At 37.3% G+C, this 19,276-nt stretch carries 18 protein-coding genes; 2 read left to right on the top strand and 16 right to left on the bottom strand.

All coding sequences use genetic code 11. From position 1 onward, the window contains the following. Positions 1-125: 125 nt before the first annotated feature. From trxB to OEZ61_RS02550, 12 genes are all read right to left on the bottom strand, one after another. Positions 126-1,049: a thioredoxin-disulfide reductase gene (gene trxB / locus OEZ61_RS02605; RefSeq protein ID WP_057197581.1), complete on the bottom strand. Its 924-nt coding sequence runs from the start codon at positions 1,047-1,049 to the stop codon at positions 126-128. 84 nt (positions 1,050-1,133) lie between these two features. After that, positions 1,134-2,009 carry a UTP--glucose-1-phosphate uridylyltransferase GalU gene (gene galU, locus OEZ61_RS02600; protein WP_041152539.1) on the bottom strand — a complete coding sequence of 292 codons (876 nt, stop codon included), beginning with the start codon at positions 2,007-2,009 and terminating at the stop codon, positions 1,134-1,136. A 44-nt stretch (positions 2,010-2,053) separates the two neighbouring features. Continuing rightward, positions 2,054-3,070 (bottom strand): NAD(P)H-dependent glycerol-3-phosphate dehydrogenase, encoded by a 1,017-nt coding sequence (locus OEZ61_RS02595; protein WP_034531940.1) that lies wholly within the window; start codon positions 3,068-3,070, stop codon positions 2,054-2,056. Between the two features lie 21 nt (positions 3,071-3,091). After that, positions 3,092-3,913 (bottom strand): prolipoprotein diacylglyceryl transferase, encoded by an 822-nt coding sequence (lgt, locus tag OEZ61_RS02590; RefSeq protein ID WP_057197580.1) that lies wholly within the window; start codon positions 3,911-3,913, stop codon positions 3,092-3,094. Between the two features lie 24 nt (positions 3,914-3,937). After that, positions 3,938-4,876, bottom strand: a complete 939-nt coding sequence (gene hprK / locus OEZ61_RS02585; protein WP_041152536.1) for an HPr(Ser) kinase/phosphatase — start codon at positions 4,874-4,876, stop codon at positions 3,938-3,940. Positions 4,877-4,939: 63 nt separating this feature from the next. Beyond that, positions 4,940-5,275 carry a phage holin family protein gene (locus OEZ61_RS02580; RefSeq protein WP_034531935.1) on the bottom strand — a complete coding sequence of 112 codons (336 nt, stop codon included), beginning with the start codon at positions 5,273-5,275 and terminating at the stop codon, positions 4,940-4,942. Between the two features lie 11 nt (positions 5,276-5,286). Further along, complete coding sequence (locus OEZ61_RS02575) at positions 5,287-5,556, bottom strand: PspC domain-containing protein (RefSeq protein WP_051592233.1); 270 nt, start codon at positions 5,554-5,556, stop codon at positions 5,287-5,289. Between the two features lie 57 nt (positions 5,557-5,613). Continuing rightward, positions 5,614-6,768, bottom strand: coding sequence for a PDZ domain-containing protein (locus OEZ61_RS02570; RefSeq protein WP_248601025.1), 1,155 nt, complete (start codon positions 6,766-6,768; stop codon positions 5,614-5,616). A 10-nt stretch (positions 6,769-6,778) separates the two neighbouring features. Beyond that, a protein-coding gene (gene prfB, locus OEZ61_RS02565) for a peptide chain release factor 2 (RefSeq protein ID WP_143444123.1) occupies positions 6,779-7,895 on the bottom strand; the annotation gives its coding sequence in 2 pieces (ribosomal slippage) (positions 6,779-7,822 and positions 7,824-7,895; 1,116 coding nt in all). 56 nt (positions 7,896-7,951) lie between these two features. Beyond that, positions 7,952-10,315 (bottom strand): preprotein translocase subunit SecA, encoded by a 2,364-nt coding sequence (gene secA, locus OEZ61_RS02560; RefSeq protein WP_054607970.1) that lies wholly within the window; start codon positions 10,313-10,315, stop codon positions 7,952-7,954. Positions 10,316-10,465: 150 nt separating this feature from the next. Next, on the bottom strand, positions 10,466-10,981 hold the full coding sequence (locus tag OEZ61_RS02555) for a ComF family protein (RefSeq protein ID WP_198178015.1): 516 nt from the start codon (positions 10,979-10,981) through the stop codon (positions 10,466-10,468). Positions 10,982-11,135: 154 nt separating this feature from the next. Next, entirely contained in the window at positions 11,136-12,299 is a 1,164-nt protein-coding gene (locus tag OEZ61_RS02550; protein WP_354669362.1) for a DEAD/DEAH box helicase family protein, read from the bottom strand. 225 nt (positions 12,300-12,524) lie between these two features. Here OEZ61_RS02550 and OEZ61_RS02545 point away from each other — a divergent pair, with 225 nt between their 5' ends. Next, the gene (locus OEZ61_RS02545; RefSeq protein WP_198178017.1) at positions 12,525-13,175 is read left to right on the top strand and encodes a YigZ family protein; all 651 of its coding nucleotides are present in this window, start codon (positions 12,525-12,527) and stop codon (positions 13,173-13,175) included. Between the two features lie 20 nt (positions 13,176-13,195). On the opposite strand, the gene OEZ61_RS02540 is transcribed toward OEZ61_RS02545, so the two are convergent. The 4 genes from OEZ61_RS02540 to OEZ61_RS02525 all read right to left on the bottom strand — a co-directional run bounded on the left by OEZ61_RS02540 (position 13,196) and on the right by OEZ61_RS02525 (position 17,140). Then, entirely contained in the window at positions 13,196-14,293 is a 1,098-nt protein-coding gene (locus OEZ61_RS02540) for an MraY family glycosyltransferase (protein WP_232347927.1), read from the bottom strand. Positions 14,294-14,398: 105 nt separating this feature from the next. After that, a complete protein-coding gene (groL, locus tag OEZ61_RS02535) occupies positions 14,399-16,012 on the bottom strand; it encodes a chaperonin GroEL (protein ID WP_290046844.1) in 1,614 nt (537 codons plus the stop codon). A 36-nt stretch (positions 16,013-16,048) separates the two neighbouring features. Then, entirely contained in the window at positions 16,049-16,333 is a 285-nt protein-coding gene (groES, locus tag OEZ61_RS02530) for a co-chaperone GroES (protein ID WP_034531925.1), read from the bottom strand. Positions 16,334-16,504: 171 nt separating this feature from the next. Next, positions 16,505-17,140 (bottom strand): redox-sensing transcriptional repressor Rex, encoded by a 636-nt coding sequence (locus OEZ61_RS02525; RefSeq protein WP_034532012.1) that lies wholly within the window; start codon positions 17,138-17,140, stop codon positions 16,505-16,507. A gap of 166 nt (positions 17,141-17,306) precedes the next feature. Here OEZ61_RS02525 and OEZ61_RS02520 point away from each other — a divergent pair, with 166 nt between their 5' ends. Then, the gene (locus OEZ61_RS02520; protein WP_057197569.1) at positions 17,307-19,253 is read left to right on the top strand and encodes an ABC-F family ATP-binding cassette domain-containing protein; all 1,947 of its coding nucleotides are present in this window, start codon (positions 17,307-17,309) and stop codon (positions 19,251-19,253) included. The last annotated feature ends 23 nt before the right edge of the window (positions 19,254-19,276 follow it).

Below are 19,276 nucleotides of genomic sequence, written 5' to 3'. Positions count from 1 at the left end.
AGCTCTAGGCTCATTCACTGTAGTTTAATAATATTCTAACATACGAACAAACTTTCTAAAACTAATGTTCTCCTTGTAGGCACAAAAAAGACTGGCCATTTGACCAGTCTTTTTAATCACGCTTTTTAGTGTAATGAAGATACGTATTCGAATGCGTTTTGACCAGCAATACCACCGTCACCAACAGCAGTAGTTACTTGTCTTAATTCTTTTTCACGTACGTCACCAATAGCAAAGATACCCTTTACTGAAGTTTCCATACGTTCGTTTGTCTTGATCCAACCTTTTTCATCAGTAATGTTTAAGTTACTGAAAGGTTCAGTCATTGGGTTGTTACCAACATAAATGAAGACACCTGAAGCAGCGATTTCGCCTTCTTCGTTTGTCTTGTTGTTGATAGTCTTAACACCAGTAACCTTCATGTTGTCACCAACAACTTCAGTTACGTTAGTGTCCCAAACGAATTCAATCTTGTCGTTAGCAAATGCACGGTCTTGGATAACCTTTTGTGCACGTAGTTGATCACGACGGTGAATAACAGTAACCTTTGAAGCTAACCCTGCAAGGTATAGTGCTTCAGAGATAGCTGAATCTCCACCACCGACAACGACAACTTCACGGTTCTTGAAGAATGCCCCATCACATACGGCACAGTATGAGACACCTCTTCCACCATATTCGTCTTCGCCAGGAACACCTAGCTTTCTGTATTGTGAACCAGTACCAATGATAACGGCACCTGCTTCATAGCTACCTTGGTCAGTATTAACAATCTTAGAATCACCTTTGTCTTCGATTGATTCAACTGTTCCATATTCGTACTTGGCACCGAAGTTTGTGGAACTTTCATACATTTCTTTTGCTAAATCTGGACCTAGGATTGATTTGAATCCTGGGTAGTTTTCGATTTCAGCAGTGTTGTTCATTTGACCACCGTAGATACCACGGTCAATCATCATTACTGATAAATTTGCACGAGAAGCATATAGTGCAGATGTCATTCCACCAGGCCCTGCACCAATAATAATTACGTCATACTTTTCCATAATTAAGCTCCCCCTTTCATTGAATTAATATATGATACTTTACTATCATACAAAACATTTGTCCATTAATTTGCACACAAACTAATTTTAATCTAACTTCTTAGCTAAGTCCTTGATGTATTGTTTTAATTCATCAGAAACTTCTGGGTGTTTTAGACCAAATTCGATGTTAGTTTGTAACCAACCGAACTTGTTACCAGTGTCGTATCTATCACCCTTGAATTCGTGAGCGTATACCTTACCCTTTTTGTTTAGAGTATCGATGGCATCAGTTAATTGAATTTCGTTACCCTTACCAGGTTTAGTGTTTTCTAGGATGTCAAAGATGTCAGCAGTTAATAGGTAACGACCAATAATTGCTAAATCACTTGGAGCATCTTCTGGGTTTGGCTTTTCAACGAAATTAGTAACATCGTATAACCCCTCGCTAACTTCCTTAGCTGGGTTGATAACACCATATTTTGATGTGTCTTCATGAGGAACCTTCATAACAGCAAGTGTTGATGAACCTGTTTCTTCATAACTGTCGATTAATTGCTTAGTTAATGGAGTTTCATCTGTCATTAAATCATCACCTAGCATGATAACAAATGGATCTTCACCAACGAAACTCTTAGCAGTATGAACAGCATCACCTAGACCATTTGGATGTTCTTGACGCTTAAAGTAAATGTTCAAACCGTTAGTTTTCTTAACAGCCTTTAGCATTTCATCCTTACCTTTTGATTCAAGGTTCAATTCAAGCTCAGTGTTTGAATCGAAATGATCTTCAATAGCACGTTTACCCTTACCAATAATAATTAAAATGTCAGTAATTCCTGATGCGATAGCTTCTTCAACGATTAATTGAATAGCTGGCTTATCAACTACTGGTAGCATTTCCTTTGGCATTGCCTTAGTTTCTGGTAGGAATCTAGTTCCTAAACCTGCTGCTGGGATAATTGCTTTTCTGATTTTCTTCATGAATATAAACTCCTATTTTCTCATATTTTCCTATTTCTTAAATATTAATCTAATTCAGCTCTACCCTTACGGTGCATTAGTTGAGAAATTGCATCATCAATTGTAATTTCTTTGTGTAATACCTTGTAGATTGCTGAAGTAATTGGCATATCAATGCCACGTTGGTTGGCTAGTTCGTATGCAGCTTCTGCAGTTGCGATACCTTCAATAACCATTCCCATGTTCTTAACGATATCATCTAAGGTCTCTCCCTTACCTAGTTGATATCCTGCACGCCAGTTACGTGAGTCACTACTTGTTGCAGTAACGATCACATCACCGAAACCTGATAGCCCAGTGAATGTTAATGGGTTAGCACCGAATGAAGTTCCCAAACGAGAAATTTCGGCAAGTCCACGTGTCATCAATGCTGCTTTAGCATTGTCAGCGTATCCTAGACCGTAAAGTGCACCGGCACCAATAGCAATAATGTTCTTTAGAGCTGCCCCAATTTCAACACCGATAATGTCGTCATTAGTATAAACTCTGAAGTAATCATTAATGAATAATGATTGAATATGTTCAGCATCTTTGATGTTTTCTGAAGCAGTAGTTACTAAAGTAATATCGTGTTTAGCAACTGATTCTGCTTGGCTAGGACCTGAAATAACTGAGATTGATTTACGATGACTTTCATCGATTTCATCAGCTAGAACTTCTGACATACGTTTGTAAGTCTTTTGTTCAATCCCTTTACTACCATGAATAATGTTTACCTTCATGTCTAGCTCTTCTAAGATTTCGTTTACTTGTTTTGCAGTACTTCTTGTAACTTGTGCTGGAACAACAAATAAAATATCATCAACGCCTCTAATTGCTTCCTTCATATCAGCATAAGCAACTAGTTCTTTTGGATATGTAAAATCTTTGATGTATTTTTCGTTTGTGTGCTTGTTGTTTAGTTCATCAACTTGTGATTGTTTGTATGACCATAAACGTACTTCATTACCATTTTCAACTAAAATATTAGCAAGCATGCTTCCCCATGAGCCTGCTCCTAACACTGCAATTTTTTCTACCATAATAAATATAGCTCCTTAAAATTATTGTAACTTGCTACCATCTAGGTAGTAAGGCAAATCAGAATCATTTTTGCGACGATAGATCATTAATCCGATTGCTCCTACAAATAGGATAATCGATAATAATTGTGAAACTCGAATTCCACCAAATAGCATTAAGCTATCAGTTCTCATACCTTCGACAAAGAATCGACCGAATGAGTACCAAATAACGTAAGATAATACCACTTCACCACGTTTGAAGAATCCTTGAATTTGACGAAGATTCATCAATAAAACAAATCCTAACAAGTCCCATAGTGATTCATACAAGAATGTTGGTTGGCGATAAAATCCTTGAATAAACATTTGATTAATAATGAAATTTGGTAAGTGTAGTGACTTCAAGAACGCTAAGCTGGTGATCTTCCCAAAGGCTTCTTGGTTCATGAAGTTTCCCCATCTACCAATTCCTTGGCCCATAATCACAGTTGGTGCAATCACATCAAGCATTGACCAAACTGAAATTAATTTACTTCTACAGTATAAGAATACCACGACAAACGCACCAATCAAGGCACCATAGATGGCTATTCCCCCATCCCAGATTTTAACAATCTCGTTTAGATGTTGGCTGTAGTATGACCATTGAAATACAACATAATAAATACGGGCACAAATGATTGCCACTGGCAAAGCCCATAGAATCATATCGTATATATTATCTGGTTGAATCCCGCGTTTTCTTCCTTCCTTAACCGAAAGGTAAACAGCGATTAATACTGCTGTGGCAATAAAAATCCCGTACCAGTGAACTAAGATAGGTCCCAGATTAAACGCAATTGGATTTAACGCAATTGACATTTTTTTCACTTCCTAAAAAGAGGATTATTTTTTGTTACCTGAATTTTCTTTAATTAAACTGTTTAGGTTATCATCAAATACCTTTGTAGCATCATAACCCATCTTCTTAGCACGGTAGTTCATGGCTGCCGCTTCAATAATGATAGCTAAGTTACGACCAGTCTTAACTGGAATGCTTACTCTTTGCACGTCAACGTCAAAGATACGACGTGTTTCGTCGCCATTACCCAATCTATCATATGGAGTGTCATCAGACCAGTTTTCAAGGTGAACAATCAAGTCAACCTTAGTCTGTGAACGAACGGCACCGGCACCGAATAGGTTCATCACATCGATAATCCCAATTCCTCTAATTTCTAGTAGGTGTCTTAGAATCATTGGTGCTTGACCAATTAGAGTTTGTTCATCTTGTTGGTATACTTCAACACGATCATCGGCAATTAATCTGTGACCACGTTTAACAAGTTCTAAGGCAGTTTCACTCTTACCAATTCCAGAGTCCCCTGTCATTAGTACCCCTAAACCATATACGTCAATTAGCACACCATGAATTGATTTTCTTTCGGCTAATTTACCTTCCAAGTAGTTAGTCATGTTACTTAGTACTCGAGAAGTTGTTAGCTTTGAACCTAACACTGGAATGTGTTGGTTTTTAGCAGCACGAATTAATTCATCAGGCGGATCTAATTGAGTTGAAATAACAAATGCTGGTGTTTCTGGTAAACACATTTTCTTCATTACATCAAAAAGTTCATTACTATCCATTCCCTTAGCATATGATGTTTCAGTAATACCAAGTAATTGAATTCTCTTTGATGGGTAGTAGTTAAAGTATCCTGTTAATTCCAAACCAGGGCGTGAAATATCGCTCGTGGTAATTGGTCGATCTAAGTATTCTTCACCGTAGAAAATATCTAGGTGAGTGTTTTCAACAAGATCTGCGACCGTTACACTGTATGCCATAGCCTTTCCTCCACTTCGTTATAAGATAATTTTATCATGTTATTAGATGTTTTTAAAAATTTTTTAGTAGTCTGACAATATGACGTTACAAATTGACATGATCAATGCAACAATCACTGCCATTCCAAATGAAGCAAAATGGAAAGTATTGCCCACCACAAAAGATGTTAATTCCAACATAATTCCATTCAGGATAATACTGAATAATCCTAAGGTTACCAAGTTAATTGGTAAGGATAAGATAAACAATACTGGTTTTACCAATGCATTTAGAATCGCTAAAACAATTGCAGCCACAATTGCAGTTCCAAATGAAGCAACGTAAAAGCTGCCTTGGAAGAAACCTGCAATCGCAATAAATAGCAATGTGTTAATCAATATTCTACCTAACACTCTCATGGTGTCACCTCTTATTTATCATTAAATTCATCAACGTCAGTTAAATTACGTCGAGTTTGTTTGTTATTAGTATGTCCACCACCATAAACGTTGGGGTTAGCCGGAACAATTACTAAACAAATTACATAAAGTAATAGTCCGCCAATTAGATGGCCCGGAATAATTGATAGAACAACAAAAATAATTCTTAAAAGTTGTGAGTTTATATGAAAGTATTCGGCAATTCCACCTAATAATCCTGTTAATAATCGATCTGATTGAGAACGGTAAATTTTAGTCATCATAAAGCCTCCTCGTTAAATGACATTTTAAATAATGTTTATTAAATCAATCTTAAGTTACTTTTCTTTAATTACAACTACACCTAGTTCATTTGGTGAGTCACTATAAATGGCACTTTCCATAATCTTGATACGATCTTGACGGTTTAATACCTTCAATCGACAAAATGTTGGTGAAGTCAAAGTGGCCTTGTAGAAGTCGTCTTCAGTACTTACTTTGATGTTGTTAACCTCAACGATTAAATCACCCATTTCAACACCCATCTTTTCAGCTGGGGTGTCTTTTCTAACGGCAATTACCCTTAGACCATTAACTGCGTCTGAGAACCACTTAGCCTTCTTGTTATCCTTACGCTTAGTTCTGATTAAAACTAATAGGTATAATACTGCCATCACAGCCATTGAAATCAATTCAATGTTATCGACACCATTTAGTAGGTAAGTTGCAACAACTAGAATAATACCCAAACATGTTAACCATAACAATCGATTTGATAACTTTTTGAAAAATTCTTTTGGCATTGATTTGAAAATGGTAAATCTAATTCCAATCAATACAGGTAGGATAAAGATTGTAAATTCGTGTTGACCCATTGAAAATACTGGCCACCAACTAATCAATGTATGAATTTGATCACCTGGAATTAATACGGCAATTGGTAGGACCGCAAATTCCTTGTTTAAATAACCGGCAACCTTGTTACCGCGTTGGTTTTTAAAAATCTTTGGTGATTGATAGTTTCCTAAGAACATATTCATGTACAATGCAGAAACAAAAAATACTGTCACTAATAGCAATAATGCATTTGATAGTGAAGTAGATGATGTGTTGATACCTTCTGTATTAATATACGTAAACAAGTCGAATTTATACGTTACAAATGTCAAAGCAGTCGCAATTACTAGGTTTAACACTGTAAAGAATTGACCTGGAATAATAATCAAGTTAATTAGTATCAACGCTTCATAGATAATGATCCAAGGAAGTGATAGATAAATTCCTAAGACCATTGAAATGATGCTTCCAACAATTCCTAAAATGATGAAGCTTAGCCAAAAATGTTTCAATTCAAAATTGTTTGGTGAAATTGAAGTGTTAAAGTCGTTTCTTTCACGTTTGATACGCTTACGGTAGATAATGTAATTTCTTAATATTCCCAACCATAGTACTGGCTGAATAAATATTAACAATGTCATCCATAAATTATTCATTTAAATTCCCCTATTCTGGATTTCTTTTGCTTAGTTTCCATTGCAAGTATGCATTAATGAATGGATTTAAATCACCATCCATAACATCTTGCGCCTTTGCTGTTTCATAGTTGGTTCGATGGTCTTTAACCATTGAATATGGGTGGAAAACATAAGATCTGATTTGTGAACCCCAACCAATCTCTTTTTGTTCACCTTCGAGTTGTGCCTTTTGTTGTTCCTTCTTTTCTTCTTCAAGTTCGTAAAGTTTGGACTTCAACATGTTCATGGCAGTTTCTCTATTTTGTAGTTGTGAACGTTGAGCTTGACTGGCCACAACAATCCCGGTAGGTTCATGAGTAATACGAACTGCTGAAGATGTCTTATTAACGTGTTGTCCACCGGCACCACTGGCACGGTAAACATCAACTCGTAAGTCGGCAGGATTAATCTCGATGTCGACGGTATCATCTAGTTCTGGCATTACATCGACAGAAGCAAATGATGTATGACGACGTCCGGCAGAATCAAATGGTGAAATTCGAACTAAACGGTGAACACCTTTTTCTGATTTTAGGTATCCATATGCATTTTCACCACTAACCATGATGGTGGCTGTATCGATTCCGGCCACTTCTCCTGCTTGGTAGTTCAGTGTTTCAAGTTTGAAACCATTTTGATCAGCCCATCTGGTATACATTCTAAATAGCATCATTCCCCAATCGTGCGATTCGGTTCCACCCGCTCCTGGGTGAATTTCTAAAATGGCATTATTGGCATCATACTTACCATTTAGAAGCATCCCTAATCTATACTTTTCAAGATGTGACTTAGTTTGTGCTAAAGACTCTTCGAATTCTTCCATCATTGAATCATCGTTTTCTTCTTCGATTAATTCTAGGTTCACCTCTAGGTCTTCAGCCTCTTCGTTTAGTTCATTAAAATTATCGTATTTTTTCTTTAAACGATTATTTTCATTAATGAAGCTTTGGGCTGTTTCTGGATCATTCCAGAATCCTGGTTCGGCCATCTTTGCTTCATTAATTTCAATGCTTTCTTGAAGGGAATCTAAGTCAAAGAGACCCCCTAAAGCCTTGGATGGCTTTTTTGATTTGACTTATTTCATTTTTAGCATCAGCTAGTTCCATTCTTACTCTCCTTACCAAAAAAGCGAAGTGAACTTCTGTTCATCTTCGCTTTATTATTATCTTTCGATGTTTTGTCTGATTTCAGCTTTCATGAACAATCTTGTGGCATCGTAATCAATATCTGAGACCATTTCTTCAAACATTTGATAACCTTCACGTTGGTATTCAACTAATGGGTTCAATTGACCATAACCTCTTAAACCAATTGATTGTCTCAATTGATCCATTTCATCAATATGATCAGTCCAGTGAGAATCAACAACTCTTAATACAACAACCTTTTCAAATTCTAGCATTTGTTCTGGGTCGTATAGTTGTTCTTTCTTTTCCTTGTAAACTTTTTCAGATAATTCAACCAAGAAGTCCTTGATTTCATCAGCTGACTTATCTTCTAAGTCAGATAGGCTAATCATATCAGGGCTAACAAGTGCACTAATGGCAAAGTCTAGGATTGTACTTAGGTCCCAGTCCTTCTTGTCACCTTGAGTGTGTAAGTTAACAATGCGGTTGATTGTTCTCTTAACCATTGGTTTCATAACCCAGTCTAATGACTTATCTTCAGTGATTACTTGGTATCTTTCGTTGTAGATAACGCTACGTTGTTGTCTCATAACGTCATCGTATTGTAGAACTTGTTTTCTTGAATCGTAGTTGTTACCTTCAACACGTTTTTGTGCTGATTCAACTTGCTTGGTGATTAAACGACTCTTGATAACAGCTGAGTCACCATCAACCTTCATTCTTTCCAAGAAGTTCTTAATCTTATCAGAACCGAAACGACGCATTAAGTCATCTTCTAGTGATAAGTAGAATTGTGATAGACCTGGATCACCTTGACGTCCTGAACGTCCACGTAATTGGTTATCGATACGTCTTGATTCGTGTCTTTCAGTACCAATAACGGCAAGTCCACCTAATTCAACAACACCCGGTCCTAATTTAATATCAGTACCACGCCCGGCCATGTTGGTAGCGATAGTAACCGCACCCTTTTGACCAGCGTTAGCAACGATTTCAGCTTCTTTAGCATGGTTCTTGGCATTTAACACTTCGTGTTTGATGCCAGCATCATCTAAACGTTTTGAAATATATTCTGAAGTTTCAACGGCAACAGTACCGATTAAGATTGGTTGACCCTTGGCGTGTAATTCTTTGATTTCATCAACTACAGCATCGAATTTTGATTGTAGAGTTGGGTATAACAAGTCAGGTTCGTCCACTCTGGCAACCGGTCTGTTGGTTGGAATGGAGATAACGTCCATGTTATAGATTTCTCTAAATTCGTCTGCTTCAGTCTTAGCAGTACCGGTCATACCGGCAAGCTTGCTGTACATTCTGAATAAGTTTTGGTAAGTAATGTTGGCCATTGTCTTACTTTCTTCTTGAATGGTTACGCCTTCTTTAGCTTCAATAGCTTGGTGTAATCCATCAGAGAAACGACGACCGTCCATGATACGACCAGTAAATGAATCAACGATAAGTACTTCGTCGTCAGAAACAACGTAATCCTTATCCTTGATCATAATGAAGTTAGCACGCAATGCTTCATCAATGTGGTGAGTCAATGCAGTGTTATCAGTGTCGTATAGGTTCTTTAAGTTGAAGTACTTTTCAGCCTTTTCAATTCCTTGGTCATTTAAAGAAACAGTCTTTGATTCCAAGTCAATCTTGAAGTCATCTTTTTCCTTTAATGTCTTAGCAAATTGATCAGCTTGCATGTATAATTCTGAAGAACCTTTGGCTTGTCCTGAAATAATCAATGGAGTTCTGGCTTCATCAATTAGGATGGAGTCAACTTCATCGACGATAGCAAAGTTCAATGGTCTTTGAACCATGTCTTCTTTGTAAACAACCATGTTATCACGTAAGTAATCAAAACCAATTTCACTGTTAGTTGAGTAAGTGATATCAGCATTGTAAGCTTCACGTTTTTCTTCTGGACTCTTTTCGGTTAAGTTAACACCTACTGATAGGCCTAACCAGTTGTATAGTTCACCCATTTGTTCAGCATCACGTTGTGATAGGTATTCGTTAACAGTAATAACATGAACACCCTTACCAGCTAAGGCGTTTAGGTAAACCGGCATAGTAGCAGTCAAAGTTTTACCTTCACCAGTCTTCATTTCTGAAATGTTACCTTCATGTAGCACAATTCCACCCATGATTTGAACATGGAAAGGAGTTAAACCTAATACACGAGTAGCACCTTCTCTGGCAACTGCAAATGCTTCTGGTAGTAAGTCATCAAGAGTTTCCCCATCTTGATAACGTTGTTGAAATTCTGGGGTTTTAGCTTTTAGTTCGTCATCACTTAGTTGGCTGATTTCATCGGCGTATGCTTCAACCTTATCAGCTAGCTTGCTAAGTCTTTTAACTTCACGCTTATCGCTTTCGACCCATTTTCTTAAAATGTTAGCCATTTGTTTATTTTCCTTCCGTGAATTAGTTTTTAATGTTTTATTCGCTTTATATAAATTCTATCTTTCTTATTCTAACATTTAATTATCATTTTTAAAAACAGATTATCTAATTCTTCTAAAAAAATATCCTTTATATATATAAAACATCCCTTATCGACATAAAGTTAGTCCTAAAACTTGCTTGGCGCCGTTTTTCCTCAGCACACTTGCTGCATGTCTAATCGTGGTTCCAGTGGTATAAATATCGTCGACTATTAGTATCTTTTGATCGACTATTTGGGACTCATGTTTAGGATTAATTGTGAAAATTTGTTTGTTGTGAATACGCTGTTGACGGTTCAACTCAGACTGCCGCACCTTGCGTTTTTTCTTCACTATTAGGGCGTCGACATATTCAATATCTCCCAAGAGTCCAATGACCTGATTAAACCCCCGATTAATCTTAGTTTCAGCGCTAACTGGAATTGGTACTATCAACAAATCTTTTCTAATCCTTTTTCTAATCTCTTTTTGAAAAATCATCCGTAACTGGTAGTCCCCGACGAACTTGTAGCGATGCATAAAATCCTTCATTGCATCGTTGTATTGGAAGATTGATTCATTCACGAAATCATCTCCTAATTGGTGCCACTTCTGACAATCAATACATACTCCGGACTTATCCATCTGACGTCCGCATGCCCTACATATTCTCGTTTCATCGATGCGAGCAAACTGGTTCATACACTCCGCACAAACGTATCGTTTCGGTAATCGTTTAAAGCTCAATAAAAATGAAAGTGACATGTCATATACCATTAATTTATTGCACAATAGACAACTATCCATTTAATTTTTCCGCCTTCTTATTCATATACTTAATTTGATTAATCGCACTTTTTATTGCTAATGTGTTTTCCTCGGCTAAAAACAATACTTCACCGGTTGGTCGATCAAGCTTTCTACCCACTCTTCCAGCTATTTGTACCAATGATGAGGTTGAAAAGACATCATCTTCTGCGCCAAACACAATCACATCGATTCCTGGAAAGGTAACCCCTCGCTCCAAAATGGTGGTCGTAATCAAGAATAGTTTACGTTGTTCACGCATGTCGGATACCTTCTCCATTCTCTTATCGTCACTAGAAAAGACGGTTTCCCAATTACTAGCGTCAAACTGCTTGGCTAAAATATCGCTAATTGGTTTTAAATCAGCAATCCGTGGTACAAACAATAAAAAGCGCTGGTTTTCTTTAATCTTATCGGCAATCTTATGTAGTAGTAACTTCGGTAGCTTCTGCTTCTTTAAGTTTTCTCGCCATTTCTTGGTGTACTTTAATTTAATCTCAGGTAATAGATGCCGATGAAATCGAATTGGTAAGTAGCTAGCTGATAGCTTATTGGCCCTTATCTTCTTCGTCATTTCATTGGTTGGAGTAGCCGTTAAAAATAGTTTGGCACTGTCTTGCTTCGTTGCATTTTCCACAGCAAAATGTAGTCCCTCGTTATTTACAAACGGAAACGAATCGACCTCATCGATAATCAATACGTCAAAGGCGCGATAAAATCGCAGTAGTTGATGGGTAGTGCAAATCGTCAGCTGCGCATAGTGATACGGCTGTGGATTACGGCCATGGAGAAGAATCATCGATGTGTTGGCAAACGCCTCCTTAATTCTCGGGTATAGTTCGACACAAACATCAACACGTGGTGAAGAAATACAGACTCGTTTGCCCTCAGTCAAAGCTTTTTCAATTCCCTTAAACAGCATTTCGGTCTTACCTGCACCCGTAACTGCCCATAATAGGTGCGTCTTGTTATTTTCGAAGACGTCGATAATATCATTGGAACACTTCTCCTGCTCATTAGTTAATTGGCCCTGCCATGTTAAGACCGGCTGCTTAACTTCAAAATCATTGGGCTCATCGGCATACACTAATGGAATGCTTTTAGTTACCCGATCCAAATTGATGCAAACTGGACAATAATAGTTATTGTTTGGCAAATTACACCTGTTTACGGGCGTTTTTTGGCCACATCGTTTACAATAGATATTGTTATTGTTAACCTTAATTGGAACGTATTTATGAACAATTGAGTTATTGAGGAGACTCACATCAACCTTCGTAGCGTTGACTTGTCTACCGTATAATTCAGAAACATCTTTAATCATAATTATCACCATAATTAAGTACGCAAAAAAGCTAAATTCTGAGGTGAAAACATCTAAATGGAAAAAGATTATCTCACAATTAAAGAAAATGGTGTCAACGAGATTGATATCAAAAAATCACAGTTCATCTGTTCAATCGCTAGAGTAGCGAACGAAGAAGAAGCAATCTCTTTCGTAAATAGCGTTAAAGAAGAACATAAAAAAGCCACTCATAATTGTCATGCCTATGTGATTGGTCAAGACGACTCCATTCAACGCGCTAGTGATAACGGTGAACCATCAGGAACTGCTGGTGTGCCAATCCTAGAAGCGTTAAAAAACATTGGCGTTCACAACACCGCTGCCGTTGTAACTAGATACTTCGGTGGAATTAAGTTAGGTGCCGGTGGTTTAATTCGAGCATACAGTAATGCCACCACCAAGGCCATCGAGCACGTCGGAATTGTCAAAAAGATTTTACAAACAGAAATAACAATCGACGTTGCCTACAACCTGTTTGATCAATTAAATTACCACCTAGAGGAAAGTGGCATTAACATTATCGACACTCGATATACCGACAAAGTGTCCGTAATTGTTGCCATCGATAATCCTAAAGTGGAAGAGTTTAAACAAAAAGTAATTGATTTACTAAATGGTCGTGTTGAAATGCATGATGGCGATGAAAAATACTTTGAAGTTGATTATGATCCATACAAAAAAGAATGACCAAAATGGCCATTCTTTTTTTAGTGGTTATCTTTACTTGTGTTTTCTTTAACGACTTTTTTAATTGCGTTTAGTAATGGTTGTCTGTCCTTACCCGCTAAACCGATTGATTCAACGAATAGTTCCAACCCGATTAACGTTGCAATCGTTAGTAAAATGGAACCCCAAATTGTTGAGATTGGATATAGCAATGAAATGAATGAGAAAATCAAAGCAATTCCATAGATTACCAATACGGTTTGACGGTGAGTCAATCCAATTTGCATCAGACGGTGATGTAAGTGTCGTTTGTCAGCATGCATGATTGGTTGCTTATTTAACATTCTACGTAAGATTGCGTAAATGGTATCAGTGATTGGAACACCCAGGATAATTACCGGTATAATAACGGTAATGAATGTAGCATTCTTCAATCCATTCAATGAGAAAATTGAAATCATGAAACCGATGAACAATGATCCAGTGTCCCCTAGATAGATTCTAGCTGGGAAAAAGTTGTAAGGTAAAAATCCTAAACACGCTGCAACTAGTGCAAAAATCATGATTGAAACATAGACGTTGCCAACGTTTAGGAAGAAGAAACCGGTAATTCCCATGGTGGTCAATGCAATAACTGCGACACCCGTTGCTAATCCATCCAGACCGTCAATTAAGTTAACGGCGTTGGTGATTGCTAAAATCCAAATTAGAGTAATTGGTAAACTTAACCATCCAAGACTAAATGTTCCAATGAATGGTAATGATATGTTACTCATTTGAATGTTTCCGAAGAAATAGACAATGATTGCTGCTAAACTAATTCCAAATACCTTTTGACGTGGTTTTAATACAATGATGTCATCGATTACCCCTGTAATAATGATGACTACTTGGCCCGCAAACATCCCATAAAGTTGATGTGTTGGCATTTGCGACCTTAATAGGAACATTGTGGCAATTGTGTATGACACAAAGATTGCCAATCCTCCTAATGTCGGCATTGGTATTTTATTCATTCTTCGCTTATTTGGACTATCGATAGCTCCCCAGCGAAATGCTAGCTTTCTGATAAACGGTGTTACCACAGCAGAAATTAACATTGTCGCGAAAAGGGAAACGATAATTTCGAATTTTAGCATAATCGTTATCCTTTCATTTTATAATACTATTAATAAATTATACAAATGTAACAGATTAAAAACAAGGTTAAACAAAAAAAGGATTCCCAAAGGAATCCTTTTTTATTACATCATTGGTCCCATTGAAGGGTTCATTGGATTTTTCTTTTCTTCTGGTAAGTTAGCTACAACAGCTTCAGTAGTTAATAGTAATGCTGAAACAGATGCGGCGTTTTGAAGAGCTGATCTTGATACCTTGGTTGGGTCAACAACTCCGGCCTTAACCATGTCTTCATATTCACCAGTAGCGGCATTGAAACCAATACCCATTTCCTTACCCTTTAGATGTTCAACAACGATTGAACCATCAATTCCGGCATTGTGGGCAATTTGTCTAACTGGAGCTTCTAGAGCACGTAAAACGATGTTTACACCAGTCTTTTCGTCACCTTCTGCAGGGATTTCTTCCAGATTCTTTAGGATGTTGATGAATGCAGTTCCACCACCTGGAACGAAACCTTCTTCAACAGCGGCTCTAGTTGAGTTCAATGCATCTTCGATTCTGTACTTACGTTCTTTTAGTTCGGTTTCAGTAGCTGCACCGACACGGATAACGGCAACACCACCGGCTAGCTTAGCTAAACGTTCACGTAGCTTTTCTTTGTCGAATTCTGATGTAGTAGTTTCTAGTTGGTTCTTGATTTCTGCAACACGCGCAGCTAATTGGTCCTTGTCACCGGCACCTTGAACGATTGTAGTGTCGTCCTTGGTAACGTTAACCTTGTTTGCTTGACCTAATTGATCAATGGTTACGTCCTTTAGGTTTAATCCTAAGTCGTCAGTGATTAAAGTAGCACCTGTAAGAACTGAAATGTCTTGTAATTGAGCCTTACGACGGTCACCAAAACCAGGAGCCTTAACAGCAACAACGTTGAAGGTACCACGCATCTTGTTTAATACCAATGTTGGTAGTGCTTCACCACCAATATCATCGGCAATAATTAGAAGTGCACGACCTTGTTCAACAACTGATTGTAGTACTGGTAGGATTTCTTGAATGTTGTTAATCTTCTTGTCAGTAACTAAGATGTATGGGTTGTCTAAGTCAGCTTGCATCTTGTCGTTGTCGGTAACCATGTATTGTGACATGTAACCACGATCAAATTGCATACCTTCTACGACATCCATAGTTGTGTTAACACCACGTGAATCTTCAACAGTGATAACACCATCGTTTCCAACCTTTTCCATTGCGTCGGCGATTAATTCACCAACTTCTGGGTTAGCAGCTGAAATTGAAGCGATTTGAGCGATGTCGTTCTTACTCTTGATTTCATTTGACATATTGTGTAGCTTTTCAACGGCTACTTCAGTTGCCTTTTCGATACCGCGACGAACACCAACAGGGTTGGCACCAGCAGTAACATTCTTCATTCCTTCGTTTACGATTGCTTGAGTTAATACAGTTGCAGTAGTAGTACCATCACCGGCAATGTCGTCAGTCTTTGATGCAACTTCTGATACTAACTTAGCACCCATGTTTTCAAAATGATTTGGTAGTTCGATTGACTTAGCGATTGTAACACCATCGTTAGTGATGTTTGGTGTACCTGTTGATTGTTCAACAACAACGTTTCTACCTTTTGGTCCTAATGTAGTCTTAACAGTGTTTGCAAGTTTATCAACACCTCTTAGCATTGAACGTCTTGCGTCTTCTGAGAATTTAACTTCCTTAGCCATTTCTTATTCACCTCATTAATAATTCCGTTTTATCTATTATTCAACGACAGCTAAAATGTCGCTTTCTTTTAGTACTAAATATTTTTGACCATCGTAGTCTACAGAAGTACCTGAATACTTATCGTAAACAACTTCGTCACCCTTCTTAACTTCTGGTGTAACAGTTTGGCCATTGTCTAAAACTCTACCGTTTCCCACGGCAACAACTTTACCAGTTTGTGGCTTTTCTTTAGCATTATTTGCTAACACAATGCCTCCAACTGTTTCTTCTTTAGCTTCTTGTGCTTCAATAATTACACGATCACCCAATGGTTTTAACATTTTGCTTGACCTCACTTTGTTTTTTATGTCTTTTATCAGTATTAGCAGTCAATTATTATAAGTGCTAATCACTATAAATAATATATTATTTTTTAGTTTTAGATGCAAGAATTTTTACTTGATACACGATATAATCCTACAAAAAAAAGATGGGCCAACGGCTCATCTTTCTTATTCACCTTCATAGTGTTCAATGAAGTAAATTAATGTTTGTAATTCATTAGTTAAATCAACGTTTTGCACTCTTACATTTTTGGGAACTGATAAACGTTTTGAAGTAAAGTTCATGATACCCTTTGCTCCACCCTTTACGGCTTCATCACATAGGTCTTGAACTACGGTTGCTGGAACAGTAAAAATAACTACTTCAATTTGTTGATCTCTTAATTGTTCTTGTAAGTCTTTAACATCGTATACTGGTACACCACTTTGAACAGTGTTAATCATGTCGTCATGAATATCAAAGGCAGCTGAGATTCTTACGTTACTATCTTTGTGAAAATTAAAGTGTAGTAAGGCTTGACCCAAATTACCTAAACCGACTAATGCAACATTTGTTAAGTGATCTTGATTTAGAATCTTCTTGAAGAAGTCTAATAAATTATCAACTTCGTATCCATATCCACGTTTTCCAAGAGCTCCAAAATAAGATAAATCTCTTCTAATAGTTGCTGAATCAACTTGAACTGCTTCAGCAAAAGTACTAGAGGATATTCTCTTTATTTTCGCGTCGTGTAAACCGCTAAGATATCGATAATACATAGGCAATCTTTTAGCCGTTGCCCTAGGAATTTTAATATCCAAAATGTTCCCTCCCGAATCTTTCGTAACATTTATGTATTTTATCATAAAAACAAAGTTTGTGAAAATATTATCATCAACTAAAAAGGATTGAACATTTTAATTTATCGGTCATTATATGCTAAAATAGTCATTATTACTGATAATACAAGAAAATTAGGAGGTGAATTTTATGATTATTTTACAAGCAAATAAAATGACAAAACGATTTGGTGGGCAAGATCTTTTCACAAGCGTTAACTTGAGTATCGAAGAAAACAGCAAGGTTGCCTTGGTTGGTCGAAACGGTGCTGGTAAGTCAACCTTAGTGAAAATGATTTTGGGCGATGAACCAATCGATGAAGGTGAAGTCACCACCAAAAAAGGTATCACCATTGGATACTTAGCCCAAAATACTGGTCTAACTTCTGATGCCACCATCATTGAAGAAATGACCAATGTCTTTGCTGATTTAATCGCTTTAGAAAATAAAATTCACGAATACGAAAATAAGATGGCCAATCCAAACATCAATTCTGATCCAGAAAAATTGGCTGAGGTTTCACAAACTTACGACCAACTACAAGCTGAGTTCACTGCCAAGAATGGTTTTTCTTATCAAGCCGAGATTAAGGCCGTGTTAAACGGATTTGGCTTTGGTGAGGAAATGTACGACCACAAGATTAGTGAACTATCAGGTGGTCAACAAACCCAACTAGCAATGGCCAAGTTACTTCTACAAAAGAAGGACCTATTGATTCTAGACGAACCTACCAACCATATTGATGTAAAGACCATCAGTTGGTTGGAAGATTATCTAAAGAGCTATCATGGTGCCCTTCTAATCATCTCTCATGACCGTTTCTTCATGGATAAGATTGTTGATCAAGTCTATGACCTTTCACAAGGTCGAATGACTCATTATGTAGGAAACTACTCCAGTTATGTTGAACAAAAGAAACTTAACTATCAACACCAACTAAAGGAATACGAAAAACAACAAAAGAAAATCAAAGAGATGCAAGACTTCGTTGATAAAAACATTGTCCGTGCATCCACTACCAAGCGAGCTCAATCAAGAAGAAATCAATTGGAAAAGATGGACAAAATTGCGGCACCAACCCGTGATGATAAGTCAGCTCGTCTTTCATTTACTCCTGAAAAACAAAGTGGAAACGTCGTTTTAAACGTCCGTGATGCTGCAATTGGATACGATCATCAAGTCCTATCTAAAAACATCAATATTGATGTTAAACGTAATCAAGCGGTCGCATTGATTGGACCAAACGGAATTGGTAAGTCAACATTGCTAAAGACCATCATGAAGCAATTACCACTCCAATCCGGTGAAATCGAACGCGGTACCGGCGTCCAAATTGGTTACTATGACCAACATCAAGATAACCTACACCCTAACAAGACCGTCTTAAACGAAATCTGGGACGACTACCCTACTTATCCTGAACAACGCATTCGTTCAATTCTAGGTAGTTTCTTGTTCTCTGGTGAAGACGTCGAAAAAGTGGTTGGTAACCTTTCTGGTGGAGAAAAAGCCCGTCTAGTTTTAACCAAGCTATCCATGAATCACGATAACTTCTTAATCTTAGATGAACCTACTAACCATTTGGATATCGATAGTCGAGAAGTGCTTGAAAATGCATTGATCAATTTCGATGGCACCATTTTGTTTGTATCTCATGATAGATACTTCATCAATAAGTTAGCTACTCAAATTGTCGAACTATCCCCTGATGGTAGTGAACTATTTCTTGGTAACTACAACTATTATGTAGAAAAGAAGGAAGAACAAGCGGCCATTGAGGAACACAAAAAAGAAGAACAAGCTAAGATTGAAGAAGCTCCCGATACAAAACCCAAATCACAAAATCAAAAAGAATTCATTGCTAACAAAGAGTTGCAAAAGAAGCAAAGAAAGCTAAAACGTCAGGTTGAAGATTTAGAAGAACAACTAGACTCATCTCAAAAAGATAAATCAGCCATTGAAGCAGAAATGGTTAAACCTGAAAACTTAAATGACATTGATAAACTTAATGATTTGCAAGCTAAACTAACCGATATCAACTCTAAAATTGAAGAGATTGAAACCGATTGGGAAAACGCAATGATGGAACTTGAATAAACAAAAAAGATGAATCCAAAACG

The organism is Apilactobacillus sp. EABW-1NA (genome assembly GCF_030398685.1).
Lineage (GTDB): Bacteria > Bacillota > Bacilli > Lactobacillales > Lactobacillaceae > Apilactobacillus > Apilactobacillus waqarii.
The sequence above is the reverse complement of the archived record's forward strand: the minus strand, read 5'-3'. Positions and strand labels throughout refer to the sequence as shown.